Raw genomic sequence first — 23,735 nt, 5'->3', positions numbered from 1 at the left:
ATAGGGAGAGGGGAAAGCGATGAAAAAGAAAAACATGATGGCGCTCGCTGTCGCCGCGGCGCTCGGCCTTGGCGTTCTGCCGCCGGCGGCGGACGCCGTCAGCACTCGTGATATCGAACAAAAGCGAGGCGAGATCGACGCGCTTCGTTCGAAACGGTCAGAGGTGCAGGAAAAAATCAGCGAGGCGCAAAAAAACATCGAAGCCCTTCAGTCGCAGCAAAAACAAGTCGCCAACGATATTGAAAAGCTGAACATTGCCATTGAGGAAACGAGCGGCAAAATCCGCAACGTCAGCGCAGATATTGACCAAACGGAGCAAGCCATTGACCAATTGAAACAAGAAATTGCCGAAATTCAAGAACGGATTGAAAAGCGAAATGAAATTTTAAAGGAGCGGCTTCGTTCCTTGCAGGAAAGCGGCGGGGCGATCAGCTACTTGCAAGTATTGCTTGGCGCGCAAAGCTTCAGCGACTTCATCGACCGGATGAGCGCCGTAACGACGATCATGGAAGCGGACCAACAAATCATCCGCGAACAGGAAGCCGATAAAGCGTTAAAAGAGAAAAAGGAAGCCGAATTGACGGAGAAGCGAAACAAGCTGCAAGAGGATTTGCAAGAATTGAAGCAGCTGCAGGCCGAGCTGGCCGGCCAGCTGGAACAAAAAAATCGCCTGATGGCCGATTTGAAGCAAAAAGAGGAAGAAGAGCATGATCATAAGATGGCGCTTGAAGAAGAAAAAGAACTGATCGCCAAACAAGAAGCGGCGGTGAAAGAGCAGCTTGCCGAACTCGAACGGCAAAAACGGGCCGAAGAAGAAGCGAAACAGAGAGGACGTACATATGCCTCGCCAAACGGTGGAGGAGCGTCATCAGGAGAAACGCCATCCGGCGGCAGCACGCCGCCTGTATCGAGCGGGGCGTTTACCCGGCCGGCCAACGGACCGATCACCTCGGGCTTTGGCTACCGGTTTGGCGGCACGGACTTCCATCCAGGGGTCGACATCGGCAAGCGAGCTCCCGTTGTGCCGGTTGTCGCTGCAGCGGACGGCATTGTGTTCCGCTCCTACTATTCTAGCAGCTACGGCAACGTCATTTTCATCAGCCATGTGATTAATGGGCAAACCTATACGACCGTGTACGCTCATTTAGAAGCGCGTCTTGTTGGCGAAGGGCAGCACGTCCGTAAAGGACAAATGATTGGCTACATGGGCAATACCGGTCATTCGACCGGTCCGCATCTTCATTTTGAACTGCATCGCGGCGGCTGGAACGAGGCGAAAACGAATGCGGTCAATCCGCTTGACTATATTCCTTTCTAATTTCGAACGGTAGGTGGCATTGCGCAACTTGTCTGTCTTTTGGCAGGACAAGTTGCGTATTTTTTTTTTGATTGATTTGACATCAAGGAAATGGTTTGGCCGCACCACATTCCCCCTTGACTCTGTACCTTAGTCCATCGTTTATAATGTTGAGCAAAGACGGGAACCCCCCACCCCGTCATCGCAAGGAGGGAGAACGATGGGAATGGTCAAAAAATCGTTTTGGGCCGTGCTGGCACTGCTCAGCTGCCCGTGCCATCTGGCGGTTATTCTGCCGTTGTTGGCTGGAACATCGGTCGGTGCGTATTTGATCCGACACCAAAGCCTTGCCATCGGCTTTTTTACGGTTTTGTTTTTCTTTTCGCTGATGATGATGTTTGGAAAGCGAAAGCCAATGCGATCAGGTGAAACGGAAAGCTGTGGCCTAGGGAAAACGGGAAACGGCCATGGGGTGTGCTGTTTCCCCTTCCGAACGAATCATGAGGATGAGTGATATAGGTTTCATAATCGAGGATCTGAACAAAATAGGAAAGAGACATTTGTTGATAAGGAGTGTTTTTTACCATGAAAACATATCGAATGACCGTCCAAGGCATGACATGCACCGGCTGTGAACAACATGTCGCCAGAGCGCTGGGGGCGATTGGGGCCAAGCTGATGGATGTCAGCTTCCAGCGCAGTGAAGCGGTATTCGCGCTGCCTGAGGGCACGGACGTTGACATGGCGAGACAAGCGGTCAAAAACGCCCATTACGAGCCGGGGGAAGCCGAGGAGATCACCGCATCAGCCAGATCTGTCATCGATGGCGAGGGAGAGTATGACTACATCGTCATCGGTTCCGGCGGGGCGGCGTTTTCCTCGGCGATCGAAGCGGTGAAATACGGGGCGAAAGTGGCGATGGTCGAACGTGGCACGGTCGGGGGGACGTGCGTCAATATCGGCTGCGTGCCGTCAAAGACATTGCTTCGGGCTGGTGAAATCAATGCGTTGGCGCGAAATCATCCGTTTCTCGGCCTGCATACATCCGCTGGTCCGGTTGATTTGGCGCCGTTAGTGAAGCAAAAAAATGAGCTGGTCGAGCAGCTTCGCCAAGCGAAATATGCAGACTTGATCGGAGAGTATGGGTTCGATTTCATCCAAGGGGAAGCCCGATTTGTTGGGCGCCAAACGATTGAAGTGAACGGCCAAACGCTGTCGGCGAAACGGTTTTTGATCGCGACAGGCGCTTCCCCGGCTGTGCCGGATATTCGGGGGCTTCATGATGTCGACTACTTGACCAGCACGACGTTGCTCGAGCTGAAAAAGGTGCCGAAGCGGCTCGCCGTCATCGGCGCCGGCTACATCGGTATGGAGTTGGGACAACTGTTCCACCATCTCGGCTCGGAGGTGACGTTGATGCAGCGAAGCCCACGCCTGCTGAAAGAGTATGACCCGGAAATTTCCGAAGCGGTGGCGCGGGCGCTCACGGAACAAGGCATCCGCATCATCACCGGCGCTTCGTTTGAACGGGTCGAACAAGACGGGAATACGAAAAAAGTGTATGTGAATGTAGACGGCCGCACCCGGGTCATCGAAGCGGACGAATTGCTCGTGGCTGCCGGGAGAACGCCGAATACGGCGGCGTTGAACTTGCCAGCAGCCGGTGTGGAAGTCGGGGCGCGCGGGGAAATTTTGATCGACGAATATACACGGACGACGAACCCGTCGATTTATGCGGCAGGCGATGTCACGCTCGGCCCGCAGTTCGTCTATGTCGCGGCCTATCAGGGAGCCGTTGCCGCGGCCAATGCCGTCGGCGGGCTGAACAAGCGCTGGGATACGGCCGTCGTTCCGGCGGTGACGTTCACCCATCCGGCCATCGCCACCGTCGGGTTGACCGAACAGCGGGCGAAAGAAAACGGGTATGACGTGAAAACGTCCGTCCTGCCGCTTGAGGCGGTGCCGCGCGCGATCGTCAACCGGGAAACGACGGGGGTGTTTAAACTTGTCGCTGAGGCCCGTACGGGCAAGCTGCTAGGCGCCCACGTTGTTGCGGACAATGCCGGCGAGGTCATTTACGCTGCGACGTTGGCGATTCAATTCGGATTAACGATCGACGACCTTCGCCGCACGTTGGCTCCGTATTTAACGATGGCGGAGGGGCTGAAGCTGGCGGCGCTTACGTTTGACCAAGATGTTTCGAAGTTATCGTGCTGCGCGGGATGAGGCCTTCGAATTGGGCCGCCGCTTCGCGGACCGTTATCAACGGGTTGGAACTCATTGCTGTTGCGGTTGCAACGAAGCTTAATGGGGAGCGGTCCGTTTGGCGGAACGCTTCCTTAAAAGGCTGGTGATTGAACAGAGCATGAAGCTTAACAGCAGCACTTCTCAAATTGAAAAACTTTGTAACATCGATTCCTCTTTTCGCACGATAACCAATCGATCAGGGGGAACAGTTGTTTTTCGCCGGCCCAACTTTTATATTGACTTGACCCTGTACTATAGTACCCTGTACTATAGTACAAGGTTTATGCTTTTGGGTGAGGTGGTTATATGAAACATTACCGCATCGGCGAGCTGGCAGAAACATGCCATGTCAATAAAGAAACGATCCGATACTACGAACGGAAAGGGCTTATTCCAGAAACAGAGCGGACAGAAGGCGGATATCGTCTGTATACGGAGGAAACGGTCAGGCGAATTCAGTTTATTAAGCGGTTGCAAGGGCTCGGATTCACCTTGGCGGAAATTGATAAACTGCTTGGCGTTGTCGATCGGGATCGCGATCGATGCAAAGACATGTACCGCTTTGTTACGCAAAAGATCGAGGAGATTCAAGCCAGCATTCGCGATTTGAGGCGGATCGAAGCGATGCTCCAGCAGTTAAAGGAATGTTGCCCTCATGAAGACAATTTATATAACTGCCCGATTATTGACCTATTGCTAGAAGAACCCTCGGATGAGGGAAGGAAGGGAGAATGAGGGACTGTTTACTTGCCTAAAAGGGAGATAGGCAACGGCTTTGTTATTGATCGGTTCGGGTGTTTATTTTACTACGGAATTTTAGCCGCAACAGCCCCGTGCGTCCTTTACACTAGCAACGGGGGAGAAAAAAGGGCGATAAGGAAATAAGTGGTGGCAAGCTCCAACAAAAATACGGCTGCCCTCATTAGCCGGTTTCCCGGCCTTTCGGGCAGCTGCTTGTCTGCTCAGGACGCGATTATTCGCTGCTGTTGCCATCGTCGCCGCCTACATTGCCACCATCGTAGTCATCATCGTCTTGGTCGTGATTTTGATCATGACCGTCTTGATCATGGCCTTGGTCATCGTCATCTTGATCATCGCCGGGTTGCCCAGCATTTTCTCCTTTGTCCTCGTCTTGCTTGACGGAAAGTTTCCGCGCCCGGCCGCTTCCATATTTCCACTCGAGTTCAAGGCGGAACGGAGTATCAAGGGAAAAGAGAGTTTGGATTTTGGCGATGACTTCATCATTTGACAGCGACGGTGATGCTTGCAAGTCGTTAATGAGCGACTGGACATCATTTGTTGTCACTTCACCCGTCTGGTCTTTAATGTGCAAATGGGAATGGCGGTCAGACCAATGATAGTCGATTTTAATCGTTTGGTTAGCCGCGGTTTTCATTTGTAGCTCAAGTTTTTGGACGACGTTAGCCAGTTGGGCTTTTCCTTTCTTCTCTGCTCCGTCCTTGACATGATCGTTGTCGCTGTCGGCATCTTCGGGTTTAGTGCCGAGCGCTACCTCGGCGCTGTTTGTCAGCCCATCGCGGTCGTTGTCTTCGTCCCCATCTAATATTTTATCTTTGTCCGTATCTGTTTTCGTCGGATTCAGACGGAGGTTGTATTCCACTCGGTTGGTTAAGCCGTCGCGGTCTTTGTCCTGGTTGGCGACGTTTTTCCCTAGACCGAGTTTGTACTTCAGTTCCCAATCATCCGGGATGCCGTCTTTGTTTTTATCGGCCCATTTTGGCTTGGATTGTTGTTTCCCCTTGGCTTCGGCTGTTGCCCATCCTGATGAAAACAACAAGGCAGCAGCGAGGCACCCAACTAGCATTCGCTTCATGCTTTTCTTCTCCCTTCATCAATGATGGATTGAAGATACGTTCGGCAGCTGGCTGGCATAGCGTCTTTCGCCGTAGCCCCTTTAGCTTTGCGCCACGCTGTTTCCAGCGCTTTGCCTTTTCGCCGTATCTCCTCGCAGGAGAAGATGCGGCGTTACTTTCACTATAAGTTGTCCATTTGCCGCAGGTAAATCATCCATTTGTCCCATTTTTTTGGCCTGTTTGCCGATTGACAAGTGAAGGCAGGTTTTATATAATTATCTTGAATTCAAGATTTATTGAATAAAGGAGATGTCGGCGCCCAACGGGGATGAGACAACGCAAAACGGGAATCAATATTGTAGGCCTTAATGGGGATGGCGCTTGCTGGTTCAGGACAGCACGCGCTTGATGGCCGGTCATTTCCGGCAATGAAGGAGTGGAAAAGATGATCCGCATCGACCGGGCGTCGTCCCGATATCATGCCGATTACGGCTGGCTGAAAACATACCATAGCTTCTCATTTGGCGAGTATTATGATCCGAACAACATCCAGTTTGGCCCGCTAAGGGTGTTAAACGACGATTTCGTTGCGCCGCTCTCCGGCTTTGGCGCTCACCCGCACCGGGAGATGGAAATTGTGTCGATCGTGCTTAAAGGCTATTTGCAACATGAAGACAGCACCGGACATAAGGCGGTGACAACGTTCGGCGGCGTGCAGCGGATGTCGGCCGGCACCGGCATCGTCCATTCGGAAGTGAACCCTTCGGCGACGGAAGAGGTGAACTTTTTGCAACTTTGGTTTTTGCCGGAACAATACGGATTGCCGCCGTCGTACGAGCGGACCGAGTTTCCGGTCGACAAGATGAAAAACGCCTTGCTGCCGATTGTCACGAAACACCCGTCTTCCCCGGGGATTGCTCACATTCATCAAGATTTGACGATTTATCTTTCCGATTTGGAAGCCGGGCATAAGCTGACGTTTACCCAGCCGGAAGGGCGGAACATCTTTGTCTTTGTCATTGAGGGGGATCTGACGTTAAACGGCGAGGACCATCTCGAGCGGCGCGATGCGGCCCGCATCACGGAAACGCCGGTTCTTCGCCTCGCAACGAACGAAGGATCGCGGTTGATGCTCATCGACTTGCCAAAAGAGGGGTGAAAGCGTTTCGTTTTTGTGCGGCTCATTGGTTTGGCTTCCATTCTAGATCGTGCCAAGAAGACGAATCAAGAAGAGGCATCGTTCGCCGCCAAGGGCGAGGGGTGCCTCTTTTTTCCGCTCTGTATGAGTTGAGAAATCAACAAGGAGCGTGTAAACTAGTAAAGGATAGACAACGCACTAGCATACTCGGTACAAGCCCAACATATGATGAAGATAAAGGCATGGCACGGCGTGAGGCGGTGCTTTTCCTTTTCGTGTTTTGCAAAAGCCGTCAGCGTTGGGGCGGAAGGGATGTTCATTTGCTTCACTGACGGAGGAGCGAGGAGAAAGCCCCCTTCTCGCACCGCAGCAAGCGGTGGGGAAGGTCAAGCATAGGGTGAGGAGGAAGCAACGTGAAAAAATCGACGACGGCCGCATTGATGGCCATATCGATGCTCATTGGGGCGGGAGGGACGTACGCTGGCCTTCAGTTGGCGGACCGCCCGATGGAAGGCTCGCTTTCGACGATTGTTTCGAATGAGCCGTCCAAGTCGACGAACGACAGCGAAGAGATGAAAAAAATCCGGCAAGCTTATGAGCTCATTAAGAATCGGTACGTGGAGAAAGTGGATGAAGAAAAACTGACGGAAGGCGCCATTCAAGGTATGATCAACACGCTCCATGACCCGTATTCCGTCTACATGGATGCGGAAACGACGGAGCAGTTCAACGAGTCGCTCGACTCGTCGTTTGAGGGGATCGGCGCCGAAGTGAGCATGATCGACGGCAAGGTGACGATCGTTGCTCCGATCAAAAACTCGCCGGCGGAAAAAGCGGGTCTGAAGCCGAACGATCAAATTTTGCGCGTCAACGGAGAAAGCCTGGAAGGGCTTGATTTATATGAAGCGGTATTGAAAATCCGCGGCAAGAAAGGAACAACGGTGGAGCTTGACATTTTGCGCCCCGGCGTCAAAAACGTGATGAAAGTCAAAGTCGTCCGCGACGAAATTCCGATTCAGACGGTGTATGACTCGATCAAAACATACAACGGCAAAAAGGCGGGCTATTTGCAAATTACGTCGTTTTCGGAAAACACGGCCGCCGATTTTAAAAAGAAATTGGCGAAGCTTGAGGCCGAACATATTGATGGCTTGATCATCGATGTGCGCGGCAATCCGGGCGGCTATTTGCAAAGCGTTGAGGAAATTTTGAAACAGCTCATCCCGAAAGGCAAACCATATGTGCAAATTGAAGAACGCGATGGCGATCGGCAAAAGTTTTATTCCGATTTAACGGCGAAAAAGCCATACCCGATCGTTGTGCTCATCGACAAAGGAAGCGCATCCGCGTCGGAAATTTTGGCGGGAGCGATGAAGGAAGCGGGCGGCTACAAGCTGGTCGGCGAGGCAACGTTCGGCAAAGGGACGGTGCAGCAGGCGATTCCGATGGGCGACGGCAGCAACATCAAATTGACGCTGTACAAATGGCTGACGCCGGACGGGCATTGGATCCATAAAAAAGGGATCAAGCCGGATGTCGCGGTGGCGCAGCCGGATTATTTCCACGTCGCTCCGCTTCATGTGGAAAAACCGCTTCGGTATGACATGAACGACGAGCAAATCGCCAATGCGCAAAAAATGCTCAAAGGGCTTGGCTTCAACCCGGGCCGCACGGACGGCTACTTCAGCAAAGAAACCGAACAAGCCGTTCAAGCGTTCCAAAAAGCGAATCAGCTGCCGGTTACGGGACGAATCGATGAGACGACGGCGGATGTGCTGCAAACGAAAATCATGGAAGCCGTCCGCGATCCGAACCATGATGTGCAGCTGAAAAAAGCGCTTGGCGTGTTGTTTCCGTCGTAAGCGAGCTGAGGACGATTGATGCTATATACGGTAATAAGAAAGGGTGTCCCGATCTTTCTGGGACACCCTTTCTTTTTATCATCTCTATAGGGCCGGGGTCTTCTCCTTTTCTGTCGGAAGCGGCAGCTGCACGGTTTTTTCGATCGCAAACCGCGGCCGCCGTTTCACCTCTTGATAAATTTTGCCGATGTATTCCCCGATGAGGCCGAGGCTCATGAGCACCAGACCGCCGATGAACCAAATGGAGATCATGAGCGACGTCCAGCCTGATTCGGCGTGCCCGAGAAGTTTGCTGATGAGGGCGTACAGCCCGGCCGCACCGCTCGTGAGAAAGGCCAAAAAACCGATGAGCGTAATGGCGCGAATCGGTGCGACGCTCAAGGACGTGATGCCGTCAAAGGCGAAGGCGAGCATCTTTTTGAGCGGGTATTTCGACTGTCCAGCCCACCGCTCATGCCGGTCGTAAAAGACGCACGTCGAGCGGAAGCCGACGAGCGGAACCAACCCGCGCAAAAAGAGATTGACTTCCGTGTAACGGCTCAGTTCATCGAGCGCCCGCTTGCTCATCAGACGGAAATCGGCGTGGTTGTAAATCAGCTCGATTCCGATGGCCCTCATGAACCGATAAAAGGCTTGGGCGGTCGTACGCTTGAACCACGTGTCTGTCTTTCGGCTCCGCCGCACGCCATACACGATGTCATACCCTTCGCGGTATTTTTGCACAAATTCGCGGATCGCCTCCACATCATCTTGCAAATCGGCGTCAATGGACACGGCACAATCGGCGTACGCGCGAACGGTTTCGAGCCCAGCGAGCAGCGCCCGCTGATGGCCGACGTTGCGAGCGAGTTTCACACCGGAGACAAACGGGTTGCGCTCGCTTTCTTCTTCAATGAGCGCCCATGTCCGGTCGCGGCTGCCGTCGTCGACAAAAACGATATGGCTGCCGATGGCGACCGCTCCTTCTTCGAGCAGCTGCTCAAGCAAAGCGGTCAGCCGCCGGGCCGTTTCCGGCAACACTTCTTCTTCGTTGTAGCATGGGACGACGATGGCTAACAATGGTTTGTCCACCATGTTTCTTGCCTCCCTTTCACTCCACTTCGTATACATAAATTTTCCAGACTGACTGTCGATCGGTGAACGCCCGCAAGAAGCGGAGATGGATGTCGCGGGCGTTCATGATCGGGACGGAGGAAAAAATGTACTTGCCGCCAAGCTGTTTGAACGCCTTTGTGTCGATCTCGAAATGACGAATGACTTTATGCGAGCGTTTCGTGAACATGTAATGTTTCCCGAGCTCTGCCGAAAACAAATAGACGCGGTTGCCCCAATGGTCGAAATAGTCTTTCAGCACTGGGCTTTTGTCCAATTCTTTGGCAATGATGCGGCGAAACTTCCGCTTATACGATAACGGGTAAAAATTGTTGTACGTATCGAGCGTATAAAACCCGTTGTATTGAGCGATGGCCGGGTGAAGCCCAACGCTGGCGACGCGGTAGGACGATACCGGCTTGCCGATGTATTGCTTGATTTTGGTAAATAAATGTTCGGAATAAAACTGCTCGAATGACGGCGTGCCAGCGAGGCGATAGCGGATTTCCTCGTTAAACCCGCCAAGCAAAAGCAGCTGCAGCGCCAAGGCGATCGGCACGAGGCGCCGCCATGCGGTCCGTTCCTTGGCTAAGATTTGCAAGGCCAAGGCAAAATCGACGTAAATGACCATCGGCCGCAAAAAATGGAAGCGGGCGAAATTGAACGTATTCAAAAGTGAAATCCGTTCTTTCAGCGGCTGCCACCCTTTGTAAAACCAAAATGCATACCAAGCCGATAAGGCGATGTTCAACCAAAACAGCAAAAGGAAGCGCCGCTCCAATGGCCCGCGCTGACGGCGGCGCAAAACGAGAAAAAACGCCGCCCAAAGCACCGGCAAGATGATCGGCCCATGGACGGTCATCACATGCGTATGGCCGAGCACATAGTTTTTCAACGTTAAACGAAGGCAGTGGACGAAGCTGAGCCGCGAGGAGAGGAACTCGTTCCGGCTCGTCGGTTCGCCGCTGAAGACAAGCGAGTACACGAGGCGGTACTCGATGGCCAAAAACAAGCCTGTCATCAGGGCGATCGCGGCGAAAAACCGCTTGTTCCACTGCTTGCGGACAACGCCGTCAAACAGCCACACCGCCGCCATCGCGGCGAGGAAAAAGAAAAATCCGAGCACAAAGCTGGCGTAAAACGGAAGCAAGATGATCGCAAGCCATTCTTTCCATGTCGCTTCTCCGTTGCGGATCGACAGAAACGCCCAAAGCGCCAGCGGCATGCCGAGCGTGCTTAACATGCCGGACGGCCAAAACGGTGTCAGCGCAAAAGCAAGCGCCGCCCCGACGCGAATGAGCCATGATTCCGGTGAAGGCAAAAAGTGGCGCCTGAGCAGCCAATACATACCCAAAAAGGCAAATATCCTCGTGATCGTCTGGCTGAGCGCGTACGCCACCATGGAGGGAAACAAAGCGTGCAGCCACACGATGCCGCTGAATTCTGTGCCGAAGGCGTTGCGCGGCAACCCGTTGATCACTTGCGGGATGACGGCATCGATTGGGCCAAATAGTTGGCCGCTGCGAACGAGCACGCGATACCAGGCGATGTTCGAATCCATATTGTCGTGCACGCGAATATGGGCGTGTTCGCCTAACATGTACAGCGGAGAAAGGTAGAGAGCCAATACGATGAACGCGATGGCGACCGCTTTTCGTTCTCTTTGTTCCATCTCGCGCGCCCTCCTTTCCCATACGGGAAGATTGCACAACATGATCCATTATAAACCGCTGCGATTAAAAAAGCATAAAAAAATTGTAAAGAAGTAGTGAAGGGGGAGAAAAAGGGGAAAGAGGCAACCAAAAAAACACCCTGCGTCAAGCAGGGAGGATGGAACCATTAGGCAAACAACCCCATCACCCGCCCAAGGCCGCGCCGTTTCTGTTTCGTCTCTTCCGGCGGTTCATGGGGAGCCGGGGGACGGGTATTCAGCTGCTGTTCAAGGCGGGCGACAAGCTGCTCCAACGCAGTGAGGCGGGCGACGATTTCTTCCATTTCTTGGCGGTGATGCAACAGTTGAATGGAGACGACGTCATCTGCTTTTTGCTCCAGTTGCCGTTCAAGCTGGTCCAAGCGCGAGGAGACGCGGGCGATTTCGGGTTCGATCGATTCATGTAAGGCGTCAATAGGAATGTTGTTCCGCAGCGGCGTCGGAGGGCGTTTCGGGGTCGGCGGCGCTTCCATGGCGGCGCCTTGTTCAAATTTGACCCGTTCGAGCAAGGCGACCGTTTTTTCATCAAACAAGTAGTGGCCGGCCTCGTTTCTCCGCAACGGAATGTCGTATTTGCGCACCCAGCGCTGGATCGTTTTCGGCGATACACCAAGGCGAGCAGCGACGTCGGACGTTTTCAATTCCATCGTTTCACTCCTCCTTGTTTCGTCTTGTTTATACTTTTTCCTCTGCATCTTTGAAAATCCTTCCCAGCCGACAAAACTAGTGTTGATTCGGCAAAGAAAGTGGAAAACAGCGAAGATTCGCCATTGGTGAAAAAAGATGGCTGTGGGCATGGGAATTGGCCATGCCATTTGGTAGAATAGAAGATAAAGAATGATGAACGACGCAAGGGGTGAAGCGGATGGCAACATGGTGGCTGGAATGGCTTGAGGGCGTCGCGTCGGTTTGGCGGCAGCCGCTTCTTTATTATGGCGCCGCGCTCGCTTTGGCCGTCGGTTGGCGGCGGGTGAAGCGGGAGCGCCGCGATTTTCATGTGCGCGTCTACAGCCTATGGCAAGAGTGGCGCGGGCTTTGGACGAAGGGATGGATGGCTGGAGCGATGTTGTCGGCGGCGGCCGTCGGCATCGGGATCGCGGTGCCGCAGGAAGCGGTTTGGACGGTGACGGTGCTGACGGTGCTCTTTAGCTTGGCGATGGAAGCGCGGTTGTTGTCGCCTGCTTATACGGTTGGCGGCGCGCTTCTCGTGTTCGGTTTGGCGGAGCGAAGCAGCGCGTTGTCCCGATGGCTTCCCGATGGCATGGCGGCGGCGCCGGCTTTGGCGGTGTGGCTTGCGTTGCTTTTGCTTTCGGAAGGATGGCTCATCATTCGCACGCGAAACGAGGCGGCCTCGCCGCAGCTTGCGAAAAGCAAGCGAGGGATGACGGTCGGCCTGCAATGGACGCAGCGTCTTTGGTTTGTGCCGGTTGTGCTGCCCGTATCAGGCGGCGCGCTGCCTCCGGCTTCCTGGTGGCCGCTCGTTTCGACGGGAGACGGCTATTCATTTTGGCTCGTGCCGTTTCTTCTCGGCTTTTCCCAGCGCCGCCAGCACATGCTGCCGGCGGAAGCGGCGCGCGCGGAGGGGCGGCTTGTTGTTCGGCTGGCGTTCGTTGTCGCCCTATTGGCTGCTTCCGGTATATGGTATCCACCGCTCACGGTGGCGGCGGGGGCTATGGCCATCATCGGCCGCGAATGGATCGCGTTTTCCGGGCATCGCGCCGACCGCGCCCGCCCGCCCCGCTTTGCCCGCCATCCGCACGGCTTGGTGATTGTCGGCGTGCTTCCCGGCTCGAAAGCGGAAAAAATGGGGCTTTCGATCGGGGAAGTCATCATCAAAACAAACGGCGCCCCGGTGCGGACCGAAACCGAGTTTTACGAGGCGCTCCAACGCAACCGCGCGTTCTGCAAGTTGGATGTCGTAGGACATAACGGCGAAGTCCGTTTCGTCCAAGGGGCGCTCTATGAGGATGAGCATCATGAACTCGGGCTGCTGTTCGTCCGTGATCGGAACGCATCAGCGTCTGAAGCTGTTTCGTAAAGGAGAATGGATCATGTGGTTTTTGGCGGCACTCATCATTCCGTGCCTATTGGTGCTGTTGTTTGCGCGGGTGACGTACAATCGGTACATCGCTGTGCTGTTGACGACAGCGCTGCTTGTCGCTTCCTACTTGAAAGGCTATACGGACGAGCTGCATGAAATCGTCGCTGACATTGCATCGACGATCGCCGGCTTTCTTTGGGCCGGCCGCATGCTCGACCATCTGAAGCAAAAATGAAGCGGCGTTGTCGGTTCAACCGTCTGTTTTTGGAAAAAGGCATCGTCGGCTGAACCTCGGATTGTCGAAACGGAACGGAGCGAAGACGCGGACCTTGGGCATGAATGGGTCCGCTTTTTCGCGTTTTTCGGTGCGAAGCAATGGAAAACACTGAGTGGGTTGGTACGAATATGAGTTCGCATTTTTGATGCATGGATCATCACGATGTGATACAATGGGGAAAGATGGTACGAAGGAGGAGGCGAAACGGTGGAGGGCCGTTTTCAATTAGTGTCGCCATACGAACCGCAAGGCGATCAGCCGCAGGCGATCGCCAAGCTCGTTGACGGTTTGCGGCTTGGGGTGAAGCATCAAACGCTGCTTGGGGCGACGGGGACGGGCAAAACGTTTACGATCTCGAACGTGATCGCCCAAGTCAACAAACCGACGCTTGTCATCGCCCACAACAAAACGCTCGCTGGCCAATTGTACAGCGAGCTGAAAGAGTTTTTCCCGCACAACGCCGTCGAATATTTTGTCAGCTATTACGATTACTATCAGCCGGAAGCGTATGTGCCGCAGACGGATACGTACATTGAAAAAGACGCGAAAATCAACGATGAAATCGACAAATTGCGGCACTCGGCGACATCAGCCTTGTTTGAGCGTCGGGACGTGATTATCGTTGCGAGCGTGTCGTGCATTTACGGTTTAGGGTCGCCGGAAGAATATCGGGAGCTCGTCGTCTCGCTGCGCGTTGGGATGGAAATCGAGCGCAATGCGTTGCTTCGGCGGCTCGTTGACATCCAATACGACCGCAATGACATCGATTTTCGCCGCGGCACGTTCCGCGTCCGCGGCGATGTTGTCGAAATTTTCCCCGCGTCGCGCGATGAACATTGCATTCGCGTCGAATTTTTCGGCGATGAAATCGAGCGCATCCGCGAGGTGGACGCCTTAACCGGCGAGGTGCTCGGCGAGCGCGAGCATGTCGCCATTTTCCCGGCGTCGCACTTCGTGACGCGCGAGGAGAAAATGCGGCTCGCCATTCAAAACATCGAACAAGAGCTTGAGGAGCGGCTTGCCGAACTGCGCGCGCAAGGAAAGCTCTTAGAGGCGCAGCGGCTTGAGCAGCGGACGCGCTATGACCTTGAAATGATGCGCGAGATGGGCTTTTGTTCAGGCATCGAAAACTACTCGCGCCATTTGGCGCTGCGGCCGCCGGGCTCAACGCCGTATACATTGCTTGACTATTTTCCGGACGATTTTTTGATCATCGTTGATGAGTCGCACGTCACCTTGCCGCAGCTGCGCGGCATGTACAACGGTGACCGGGCGCGCAAGCAAGTGCTTGTCGACCACGGCTTCCGTCTGCCGTCGGCGCTTGACAACCGGCCGCTCACGTTTGAAGAGTTCGAGCAAAAAATCAATCAAATTATTTACATCTCGGCGACGCCAGGGCCGTACGAGCTCGAGCACAGCCCGGGCGTTGTCGAACAAATCATCCGCCCGACCGGGCTTCTCGACCCAACGATTGACGTCCGTCCGACGAAAGGGCAAATCGACGATTTGATCGGCGAAATTCACGAGCGCGTCGAGCGGAACGAACGGACGTTGGTGACGACGCTGACGAAAAAGATGGCGGAAGATTTGACCGATTATTTGAAAGAAGCGGGGATCAAGGTGGCGTATTTGCATTCGGAAATTAAGACGCTCGAGCGCATTGAAATCATCCGCGATTTGCGGCTCGGCAAATACGATGTACTGGTCGGCATCAACTTGCTTCGCGAAGGGCTCGACATCCCAGAAGTGTCGCTTGTCGCCATTTTGGACGCCGACAAAGAAGGGTTTTTGCGCTCGGAGCGCTCGCTCATCCAGACGATCGGCCGGGCGGCGCGCAACGCGAACGGCCATGTGATCATGTACGCCGATACGATCACGAAATCGATGGAAATCGCCATTCAAGAGACGAAGCGGCGCCGCGCGATTCAAGAAGAGTACAACCGAAAGCACGGCATCGTGCCGCGCACGGTGAAAAAGGAGATTCGCGACGTCATCCGCGCGACGTATGCGGCGGAAGAGACGGAGATGTACGAGGCAAAGCCGGCGGCAGCGATGACGAAACAAGAGCGGGAAGAGCTGATTCGAAAGCTCGAAGCGGAAATGAAAGAGGCGGCCAAAGCGCTCGACTTCGAGCGGGCCGCCCAGCTGCGCGATATCATTTTCGAATTGAAAGCGGAAGGGTGATGGCCGGGTGAACGGAATGGATAAAATTATCGTCAAAGGGGCGCGCGCCCACAACTTGAAAAACATTGACGTCGAAATCCCGCGCGGCAAGCTCGTCGTCTTGACCGGGCTGTCCGGGTCGGGGAAGTCGTCGCTGGCGTTTGATACGATTTACGCGGAAGGCCAGCGGCGCTACGTCGAATCGCTGTCGGCGTATGCCCGCCAGTTTTTAGGGCAGATGGAAAAACCGGACGTCGATGCGATTGAAGGATTGTCGCCGGCCATTTCGATCGATCAAAAAACGACGAGCCGCAACCCGCGCTCAACCGTCGGCACGGTGACGGAAATTTACGACTACTTGCGGCTTCTATTCGCCCGCATCGGCCGCCCCATTTGCCCGACGCACGGCATTGAAATCCAATCGCAGACGATCGAGCAAATGGTCGACCGGCTGCTCTCTTACCCGGAGCGGACGAAAATGCAAATTTTGGCGCCGATCGTCTCGGGAAAAAAAGGGACGCACGCCAAGACATTGGAGGATATTCGCAAACAAGGGTATGTGCGCGTCCGTATTGACCGCGAGATGCGCGAGTTGACGGGGGACATTGAGCTTGAAAAAAACAAAAAACATTCGATTGATGTCGTCGTCGACCGCATCATCATCAAAGACGGCATCGCCGCCAGGCTTGCCGATTCGCTTGAGACGGCGCTGAAGCTCGCCGACGGCAAAGTTGTCGTTGACGTGATCGGCGAGGGAGAGCTGCTGTTCAGCGAAAAGCACGCTTGTCCGTACTGCGGCTTTTCGATCGGGGAGCTTGAACCGCGTCTGTTTTCGTTCAACAGTCCATTCGGCGCCTGCCCGGACTGCGACGGGCTCGGGGCGAAGCTCGAAGTGGATCTCGATTTGGTCATCCCGAACGATGAGCTGACGTTAAAAGAACACGCCATCGCTCCGTGGGAGCCGCAAAGCTCGCAATATTACCCGCAGCTGCTCGAAGCCGTGTGCCGCCATTACGGCATCCCGATGGACGTGCCGGTGAAGGATTTGCCGAAAGAGCAGCTCGATAAAATTTTGTACGGCAGCGGCGGAGAGCCGATTTATTTCCGCTATACGAATGATTTCGGGCAAGTGCGCGAACAATACATCGCATTTGAAGGCGTCATTCCGAACGTCGAACGCCGCTATCGCGAGACGAGCTCGGACTACATCCGCGAGCAGATGGAAAAGTATATGGCGGAACAACCATGTCCGACATGCCAAGGCTACCGGCTGAAAAAAGAAAGCCTGGCCGTCCTTGTCGGCGGCAAGCATATCGGCGAGGTCACCGCCATGTCGGTGACCGAGGCGCTCGCCTTTTTTGACGGGCTCGAGCTGACCGAAAAAGAAGCGCAAATCGCTCGCCTTATTTTGCGTGAAATTCGCGACCGTCTCGGTTTTTTGCAAAACGTCGGCCTCGACTATTTGACGCTCAGCCGCTCGGCAGGAACGCTCTCCGGCGGCGAGGCGCAGCGCATCCGCTTGGCGACGCAAATCGGCTCGCGGCTGACGGGGGTGCTGTACGTGCTCGACGAGCCGTCGATCGGGCTTCATCAGCGCGACAATGACCGGCTGATCGCGACGTTGAAAAGCATGCGCGACCTCGGCAATACGCTCATTGTGGTGGAGCACGACGAGGATACCATGCTGGCCGCGGACTATTTGATTGACATTGGTCCGGGGGCGGGCATCCACGGCGGCGAGGTCGTCGCCGCCGGCACGCCGGAAGAAGTGATGAACGACCCGAACTCGCTCACCGGCCAGTATTTATCGGGGAAAAAATTCATCCCGATTCCGGCCGAGCGTCGCCGTCCGGACGGACGTTGGCTTGAGGTGGTCGGCGCGCGCGAGCATAACTTGAAAAACGTATCGGTGAAAATCCCGCTCGGCACGTTTGTCGCTGTCACCGGGGTGTCGGGCTCGGGCAAAAGCACGCTCGTGAACGAAGTGTTGTATAAGGCGCTGGCGCAAAAGCTGCACCGGGCGAAAGCAAAGCCGGGCGAGCACCGCGACATTCGCGGGCTGGAGCATCTCGATAAAGTCATTGACATCGACCAGTCGCCGATCGGCCGCACGCCACGCTCGAACCCGGCGACGTACACCGGGGTGTTTGACGACATCCGCGATGTGTTTGCCTCGACGAACGAAGCGAAAGTGCGCGGCTACAAAAAAGGGCGGTTCAGCTTCAATGTCAAAGGCGGGCGCTGCGAGGCGTGCCATGGCGATGGGATCATCAAAATTGAGATGCACTTTTTGCCGGACGTGTACGTCCCGTGCGAAGTGTGCCACGGCAAACGGTACAACCGCGAGACGCTCGAGGTGACGTATAAAGGAAAAAACATCGCCGAGGTGCTCGACATGACGGTCGAAGATGCGCTCGACTTTTTCGCCTCGATCCCGAAAATCAAACGCAAGCTCGAGACGCTCTATGACGTCGGGCTCGGTTATATGAAGCTCGGCCAGCCGGCGACGACGCTCTCGGGCGGCGAGGCGCAGCGCGTCAAGCTCGCCGCTGAGCTTCACCGCCGCTCCAACGGCCGGACGCTCTACATTTTGGACGAGCCGACGACCGGGCTTCATGTCGATGACATCGCCCGGCTGCTCGATGTGCTCCACCGGCTCGTCGACAACGGCGATACCGTGCTTGTCATCGAACATAACTTGGACGTCATCAAAACCGCGGACTATATCATTGACTTAGGTCCGGAAGGCGGCGACCGCGGCGGACAAATCGTCGCCGTCGGCACGCCGGAAGAGGTGGCCGAGGTGAAGGAGTCGCACACCGGCCGCTACTTGAAACCGATTCTCGAGCGCGACCGGGCGCGCATGCAGGCGCGGTATGAAGCGGCGAAGGCGTAAAGGCCTTGGCCGCTTTGGCATATGGGAGACGGCCGCTTTTGGAAAGAGAAAAAGGAAACTTTTCCAAGCCGCGGTCGTATATACAAGGTAAAAGAAACTTATGGAAAGGGGATTTCCGCTTGTCGACGAACAAAGTGTTATCCGCGCTTTGTTATTTCAGCGTCTTTTTTGCGCCGTTCATTTTGCCGATTGTCGTCTATTTTGTCGTGGAGGATGTGGAAGTGAAACATCATGCGAAGCGGTCGCTCGTGTCGCATTTGATTCCGGCCGTTACGATCCTCTTGTTCATTGCGTTAGCCGCGTCGCCGGTGCTGTTCGGCCATTGGGGCGAGGAATCGCTTCTTTTTGGCGGCGGGCTCGTCTGGCTTGGGTTCCTCGTTGCTGGGGCGGTGAATCTCGTTGTCATCGTTTGGAATGTCATAAAAGGGATTCAAGTGTTAAAATAAGAGAAAGCGTCCGTTTGCCGACGATGCCGCGGCCCCGCTTTTTTGGGCCTGTCAAAAGGCGTGGCAGGCGGGCGCGAGACTCGAAAAAAGATGGTGATGGGATGCTCAATTGGCTGATCGGTGTGTTGATCAATACGGTGCTGCTGATGGCGATTGACGGCTATTTTGACGATATTCACTTCAGCGGCATCGGCGCGGCGTTTTTGGCGAGCGTGATTTTGGCGGTGCTCAACGCCGTCGTTCGCCCTGTGCTCATCTTGTTGACGCTGCCGGTGACCGTGTTGACGCTTGGGTTGTTTTTGTTTGTCATTAACGCCCTCACGCTCATGATGACTGCAGGGCTGATGGGCGATGCGTTTCAAATCGGCGGCTTTGGCACGGCGCTGCTCGCCTCGATCGTCTTGTCGTTTTTCCACCTGCTCGTGCAAAAAGCGATTATCGAGCCGCTGCGCAACCGGTCGTAACGGGGGCGTGATCCATTGGAAGGCCGGTGGCGCCATGGTTTTCCGTGATCGTGTGAAAAGATGGCGAATGCGGCAAGGGGTTGCAATGGGAGAAACGATGCGGTGAAGATCGTTTCGGTTTGATGTGTTTGGCTTGATCGGGACGGGGGGAGCCGTCCCTGTTTTGTTTTCCCCGATGTTTTCCATTCAACGGCGGAACGAAACGTGTTACAATGGAAAAAGATGAAGAAAGGGGAGAAAGGCGACGTATGCCAAAAGTGCGGACGAAAGACATCATTGAACAGTTCCAGCTCGAGCTCGTCAGCGGCGCGGAGGGCATTTACCGCCCGATTACGACAAGCGATTTGTCGCGGCCGGGGATTGAAATGGCCGGCTATTTCGCCTATTACCCGGCAGAGCGTCTGCAGCTGCTCGGACGGACGGAGCTGTCGTTTTATGAAACGTTGACGCCGGAAGAAAAAAAGTCGCGGATGGAACGGCTTTGCACCGACATTACGCCGGGGATCATCGTCTCGCGCGGCTTGGAAGTGCCGCCGGAGCTGATCGAAGCGTCTGAGCGCCAGTCGGTGCCGGTCATGCGCTCGACGATGAAAACGACCCGCCTGTCAAGCCGATTGACAAACTATTTGGAAAGCAAGCTCGCCCCCACCACCGCGGTGCACGGGGTGCTTGTCGATGTGTACGGCGTCGGGGTGTTGATCACGGGCAAAAGCGGCGTCGGCAAAAGCGAAACGGCGCTGGAGCTCGTCAAACGCGGCCATCGGTTGGTCGCCGACGACTGTGTGGAAATCCGCCAAGAAGATGAAGATACGCTCGTCGGCAGCGCGCCGGAGCTGATCGAGCATCTGCTTGAAATTCGCGGCCTCGGCATTATTAATATGATGACGCTGTTCGGCGCAGGGGCGGTGCGGACGCATAAGCGCATTTCGCTCGTCGTCGACTTGGAGCTTTGGGATCCGGAGAAGCAGTACGATCGGCTCGGGTTGGAAGAAGAGAAAGTGAAAATTTTGGATACCGAATTGCCGAAATTAACGATTCCGGTCCGCCCAGGGCGCAACTTGGCGGTCATCGTCGAAGTGGCGGCGATGAACTTCCGGCTGAAGCGGCTCGGGGTCAACGCGGCTGAGGAGTTTTCGGCGCGATTGAGCGACGCCATCGAAGACGGCGCGCACGATTACGACTGATCGGCGGCGTTTCTTGCGTCAAAGGAATGGATCTCGTTTGGGCATGGAGCATAGGAGGTGGAAACGATGGAATCGACGATTCAGCCGCTCGACCGCGTGTTTTTGCACCTTGGCCCTATTACGATTTATTGGTATGGGGTCATTATCGGCACCGGTGTGTTGATTGGGCTATGGCTCGCGACGCGCGAAGCGGTGCGGCGCGGCTTGCCGAAAGAGACGTTTGTCGATCTCGTGTTATTTGCCGTGCCGATCGCCATTGTCTGCGCGCGGGCGTACTACGTGCTGTTTGAATGGCACTATTATTCAAAGCATTTGTCAGAGATTCCAAAAGTTTGGCAAGGCGGCCTCGCCATTCACGGCGGTTTGATCGGGGCGGTGGCGACGGGCGTGGTGTTCGCCCGCGCGCGCGGGCTGTCGTTTTGGAAGCTCGCCGATATTGCCGCACCAAGCATCATTTTAGGCCAGGCGATCGGGCGCTGGGGCAATTTTATGAACCAAGAGGCGCATGGCGGCCCTGTGTCGCGCCAGTTTCTTGAAAATTTGCATTTGCCGGATTGGATCATCAACCAAATGTACATTGACGGGCGCTATTGGCATCCGACGTTTTTGTACGAATCGCTTTGGAATTTGGCCGGTTTTTGTCTTTTGCTTTGGCTGCGGCGCGTCAACTTGCGGCGCGGCGAGCTGTTTTTGTCGTATTTGATTTGGTATTCCGTCGGCCGCTTTTGGATTGAAGGGATGCGCACCGACAGCTTGATGCTGGCCGGCAGTCTGCGCGCGGCGCAAGTGATGTCCGTGACGCTCATTGTTTTGTCCGTAGTGCTTTGGGTCGTGCGCCGGGCGAAAGGCTGGGCGGACGCGCGGTATCAAGATGAATAGCGGCTCCGGTTGGTGTAAGACGGATGAGAAAAAGGATGCCGTGTTTAGGATCACGAGAATCATGGCTTCACTGCACCGCGGCATGAAGATGAGCAAAGGAGAGAGGAGAACATGGCAGGAATGTTGCAGCGCGGTGTGCTCGCCGGGCTGAAGACCGCGTGGGCGCTTGGCAAAATCATTTTTCCAGTGACGCTCATTTTAGCGCTGTTGCAGCCGACGCCGCTGTTTTCGTGGCTCATTGACCTTGTCACCCCGTTCATGAAATGGTTCGGCTTATCCGGCGATGCGGCCGTGCCGCTTGTGCTCGGCAACTTGCTCGGGCTGTATGCGGCGATCGGGGCGATGCTGACGATCGAGTTTACGGTGAAAGAAGTGTTGATTTTGGCGATCATGCTTTCGTTTTCCCATAACTTGATCGTCGAATCATCGGTTGCCTCGCGCACCGGCATGAGCGTCTGGCTGATGATCGTCGTGCGCGTCGGGCTCGCGTTGGTGTCCGGGCTGTTGATCGCCCATCTATGGAGCGGTGGGCAGGAGATCGCCCAATACGGGTTTGTCACGCATGAAGCCGCGGCGCCGTCCGGCTGGGGAGAGATCATCTTGGCGGCGCTGAAAAAGGCGATCACCGGCATCGTGCAGCTCGTCGCGATCGTCATTCCGCTCATGACGGTCATTCAAATTTTAAAAGAACGCCACTGGATCGAGACGGTTTCACGCTGGATGGCGCCGGCGACCAAGATGCTTGGCATGAGCGCGAACACATCGCTCACGCTCGCGGCCGGCTTTGTGTTCGGCCTCGCTTATGGCGCTGGCGTCATGATTCAAGCCGCGAAAGAAGACGGCGTCTCGAAGCGCGATTTGACGCTGGCGTTCATTTTTCTCGTGTCGTGCCATGCGGTGGTGGAAGATACCCTCATTTTCGTTCCGCTTGGCATTCCGGTATGGCCGCTGCTTTTGATCCGCTTAGTGACGGCCGTATTGCTGACGATGGCGGTGGCGTTCCTTTGGCGCCGCCTTGAACAACCGAAAAGAAAGGAAGCCGCTTCATGACGATTCGAACCATTTTGTTTGACCTTGACGGCACATTGATTGATACAAATGAGCTCATCATCCAGTCGTTTTTGCATACGCTGGAGAAATATTATCCGGGCCGCTATCAGCGTGAGGACGTCTTGCCGTTCATCGGCCCGTCGCTGTATGAGACGTTCAGCTCGCTCGATCCGGAACGGGTCGAGGAGATGGTGAAGACGTATCGCACGTTCAACCACGCCCACCATGACGAACTGATCCGCGAGTTTGACACCGTGTATGAAACGATCGAAATGCTCCACCGCCATGGCTTCCGCCTCGGCGTCGTGACGACGAAAATGCACGACACCGCCCTGATGGGGTTAAGAAAAACGCGGTTGGAACCGTTTTTCTCGTGCGTCATCGGCCTCGATGACGTCACACGGCCAAAGCCGGACCCCGAGCCCATTTATAAAGCGCTCGAGTTGCTACGGTCAACGCCAGATGAAGCGCTCATGGTCGGCGACAACTACCACGACATTTTGGCTGGCAAAAACGCCGGCGTAAAAACGGCCGGCGTCGCCTGGGCGATTAAAGGCCGCGGCTATTTGGAACAATATGAACCGGACTACATGTTGGAAAAAATGAGCGATTTGCTGGCTATTGTCGGCATCAACGAACGGAAGGAGGAAGCGTCCTCCCGGTGAGACGAACGACCAAATACCCCGTCCACGGGGCGAACTCGCTCTGGCAATTGTACCGCACCGTATCGTTTTGGAAAGTGCTGAAAAACGTCATCATCATTCAAATCGGGCGCTACACGCCGTTTTTGCCGCTGAAAAACTGGCTGTACCGCACGTTTCTCGGCATGAACATCGGCGAGCAGACCGCGCTCGCCTTTATGGTCATGCCGGACATTCTCTTCCCAGAAAAAATCCATATCGGCCGCAACTGCGTCATCGGCTACAACACGACGATTCTCGCCCACGAATATTTAGTGGACGAATACCGCCTCGGCGATGTGGTGATCGGTGATGACGTGATGATCGGCGCCAATTCGACCATTTTGCCCGGCGTGGTGATCGGCGACCGCGCCGTCGTCGCCGCCGGCACCGTCGTCCATCAAGACGTTCCGCCCGGGGCGATGGCCGCCGGCTGCCCGATGCGCATCGTACGCAGGAATGAACCGCTTTCCGATTGAACGGGGGCGGTTTTC

Annotated in this window: 21 protein-coding genes and 1 riboswitch; of the genes, 17 read left to right on the top strand and 4 right to left on the bottom strand. The window is 55.2% G+C overall.

The features are described 5' to 3' along the window. The first annotated feature begins 19 nt into the window (after positions 1–19). The 4 genes from GYMC52_RS16105 (at position 20) to merR (ending at position 4,279) form a co-directional block, all read left to right on the top strand. A complete protein-coding gene (locus tag GYMC52_RS16105; protein WP_013524616.1) occupies positions 20–1,318 on the top strand; it encodes a murein hydrolase activator EnvC family protein in 1,299 nt (432 codons plus the stop codon). A 199-nt stretch (positions 1,319–1,517) separates the two neighbouring features. Beyond that, positions 1,518–1,811 carry a transporter gene (locus tag GYMC52_RS16100; protein WP_013524615.1) on the top strand — a complete coding sequence of 98 codons (294 nt, stop codon included), beginning with the start codon at positions 1,518–1,520 and terminating at the stop codon, positions 1,809–1,811. 71 nt (positions 1,812–1,882) lie between these two features. Then, on the top strand, positions 1,883–3,523 hold the full coding sequence (merA, locus tag GYMC52_RS16095; protein WP_013524614.1) for a mercury(II) reductase: 1,641 nt from the start codon (positions 1,883–1,885) through the stop codon (positions 3,521–3,523). 327 nt (positions 3,524–3,850) lie between these two features. Further along, positions 3,851–4,279, top strand: coding sequence for an Hg(II)-responsive transcriptional regulator (gene merR / locus GYMC52_RS16085; RefSeq protein WP_013146406.1), 429 nt, complete (start codon positions 3,851–3,853; stop codon positions 4,277–4,279). A 238-nt stretch (positions 4,280–4,517) separates the two neighbouring features. Here merR and GYMC52_RS16080 read toward each other — a convergent pair whose 3' ends face one another. Next, the gene (locus GYMC52_RS16080; protein WP_013524613.1) at positions 4,518–5,378 is read right to left on the bottom strand and encodes a hypothetical protein; all 861 of its coding nucleotides are present in this window, start codon (positions 5,376–5,378) and stop codon (positions 4,518–4,520) included. A gap of 40 nt (positions 5,379–5,418) precedes the next feature. Beyond that, positions 5,419–5,504, bottom strand: a riboswitch (cyclic di-GMP riboswitch). A 299-nt stretch (positions 5,505–5,803) separates the two neighbouring features. On the opposite strand from GYMC52_RS16080, the gene GYMC52_RS16075 reads away from it, so the two are divergent. Both GYMC52_RS16075 and GYMC52_RS16070 read left to right on the top strand, forming a co-directional pair. Beyond that, on the top strand, positions 5,804–6,517 hold the full coding sequence (locus tag GYMC52_RS16075; protein ID WP_013146404.1) for a pirin family protein: 714 nt from the start codon (positions 5,804–5,806) through the stop codon (positions 6,515–6,517). Between the two features lie 392 nt (positions 6,518–6,909). Then, positions 6,910–8,358, top strand: coding sequence for a S41 family peptidase (locus GYMC52_RS16070; RefSeq protein ID WP_013146403.1), 1,449 nt, complete (start codon positions 6,910–6,912; stop codon positions 8,356–8,358). A gap of 84 nt (positions 8,359–8,442) precedes the next feature. Here GYMC52_RS16070 and GYMC52_RS16065 read toward each other — a convergent pair whose 3' ends face one another. The 3 genes from GYMC52_RS16065 to GYMC52_RS16055 all read right to left on the bottom strand — a co-directional run bounded on the left by GYMC52_RS16065 (position 8,443) and on the right by GYMC52_RS16055 (position 11,808). After that, positions 8,443–9,432, bottom strand: coding sequence for a glycosyltransferase family 2 protein (locus GYMC52_RS16065; RefSeq protein ID WP_013524612.1), 990 nt, complete (start codon positions 9,430–9,432; stop codon positions 8,443–8,445). Between the two features lie 16 nt (positions 9,433–9,448). After that, complete coding sequence (locus GYMC52_RS16060) at positions 9,449–11,122, bottom strand: DUF6044 family protein (RefSeq protein ID WP_013524611.1); 1,674 nt, start codon at positions 11,120–11,122, stop codon at positions 9,449–9,451. 167 nt (positions 11,123–11,289) lie between these two features. Further along, the gene (locus GYMC52_RS16055) at positions 11,290–11,808 is read right to left on the bottom strand and encodes a MerR family transcriptional regulator (protein WP_013146400.1); all 519 of its coding nucleotides are present in this window, start codon (positions 11,806–11,808) and stop codon (positions 11,290–11,292) included. Between the two features lie 218 nt (positions 11,809–12,026). Here GYMC52_RS16055 and GYMC52_RS16050 point away from each other — a divergent pair, with 218 nt between their 5' ends. The 11 genes from GYMC52_RS16050 (at position 12,027) to GYMC52_RS16000 (ending at position 23,720) form a co-directional block, all read left to right on the top strand. Next, entirely contained in the window at positions 12,027–13,199 is a 1,173-nt protein-coding gene (locus GYMC52_RS16050) for a PDZ domain-containing protein (protein WP_013524610.1), read from the top strand. A 13-nt stretch (positions 13,200–13,212) separates the two neighbouring features. Then, complete coding sequence (locus tag GYMC52_RS16045; protein WP_013146398.1) at positions 13,213–13,437, top strand: CsbA family protein; 225 nt, start codon at positions 13,213–13,215, stop codon at positions 13,435–13,437. A 249-nt stretch (positions 13,438–13,686) separates the two neighbouring features. After that, positions 13,687–15,663 carry an excinuclease ABC subunit UvrB gene (gene uvrB / locus GYMC52_RS16040; RefSeq protein ID WP_013524609.1) on the top strand — a complete coding sequence of 659 codons (1,977 nt, stop codon included), beginning with the start codon at positions 13,687–13,689 and terminating at the stop codon, positions 15,661–15,663. A gap of 16 nt (positions 15,664–15,679) precedes the next feature. Further along, the gene (uvrA, locus tag GYMC52_RS16035; protein WP_041469611.1) at positions 15,680–18,538 is read left to right on the top strand and encodes an excinuclease ABC subunit UvrA; all 2,859 of its coding nucleotides are present in this window, start codon (positions 15,680–15,682) and stop codon (positions 18,536–18,538) included. Between the two features lie 119 nt (positions 18,539–18,657). Beyond that, positions 18,658–18,984: a DUF4870 domain-containing protein gene (locus GYMC52_RS16030; RefSeq protein ID WP_013146395.1), complete on the top strand. Its 327-nt coding sequence runs from the start codon at positions 18,658–18,660 to the stop codon at positions 18,982–18,984. Between the two features lie 101 nt (positions 18,985–19,085). After that, positions 19,086–19,448 (top strand): phage holin family protein, encoded by a 363-nt coding sequence (locus tag GYMC52_RS16025; protein ID WP_013524607.1) that lies wholly within the window; start codon positions 19,086–19,088, stop codon positions 19,446–19,448. Positions 19,449–19,696: 248 nt separating this feature from the next. After that, complete coding sequence (gene hprK, locus GYMC52_RS16020; protein ID WP_011232552.1) at positions 19,697–20,632, top strand: HPr(Ser) kinase/phosphatase; 936 nt, start codon at positions 19,697–19,699, stop codon at positions 20,630–20,632. 66 nt (positions 20,633–20,698) lie between these two features. Beyond that, positions 20,699–21,511 (top strand): prolipoprotein diacylglyceryl transferase, encoded by an 813-nt coding sequence (lgt, locus tag GYMC52_RS16015; protein WP_013524606.1) that lies wholly within the window; start codon positions 20,699–20,701, stop codon positions 21,509–21,511. Positions 21,512–21,622: 111 nt separating this feature from the next. Continuing rightward, the gene (locus GYMC52_RS16010; protein ID WP_013524605.1) at positions 21,623–22,561 is read left to right on the top strand and encodes a nucleoside recognition domain-containing protein; all 939 of its coding nucleotides are present in this window, start codon (positions 21,623–21,625) and stop codon (positions 22,559–22,561) included. Then, positions 22,558–23,226, top strand: a complete 669-nt coding sequence (gene ppaX / locus GYMC52_RS16005) for a pyrophosphatase PpaX (RefSeq protein WP_013524604.1) — start codon at positions 22,558–22,560, stop codon at positions 23,224–23,226. The genes GYMC52_RS16010 and ppaX overlap by 4 nt, the downstream gene beginning before the upstream one ends. Next, positions 23,223–23,720 carry an acyltransferase gene (locus GYMC52_RS16000; protein ID WP_013524603.1) on the top strand — a complete coding sequence of 166 codons (498 nt, stop codon included), beginning with the start codon at positions 23,223–23,225 and terminating at the stop codon, positions 23,718–23,720. Before ppaX ends, GYMC52_RS16000 begins: the two co-directional genes overlap by 4 nt. Positions 23,721–23,735: the final 15 nt, after the last annotated feature.

Origin of the sequence: Geobacillus sp. Y412MC52 (assembly GCF_000174795.2) — a bacterium.
GTDB lineage: Bacteria > Bacillota > Bacilli > Bacillales > Anoxybacillaceae > Geobacillus > Geobacillus thermoleovorans.
The sequence above is the reverse complement of the archived record's forward strand: the minus strand, read 5'-3'. Positions and strand labels throughout refer to the sequence as shown.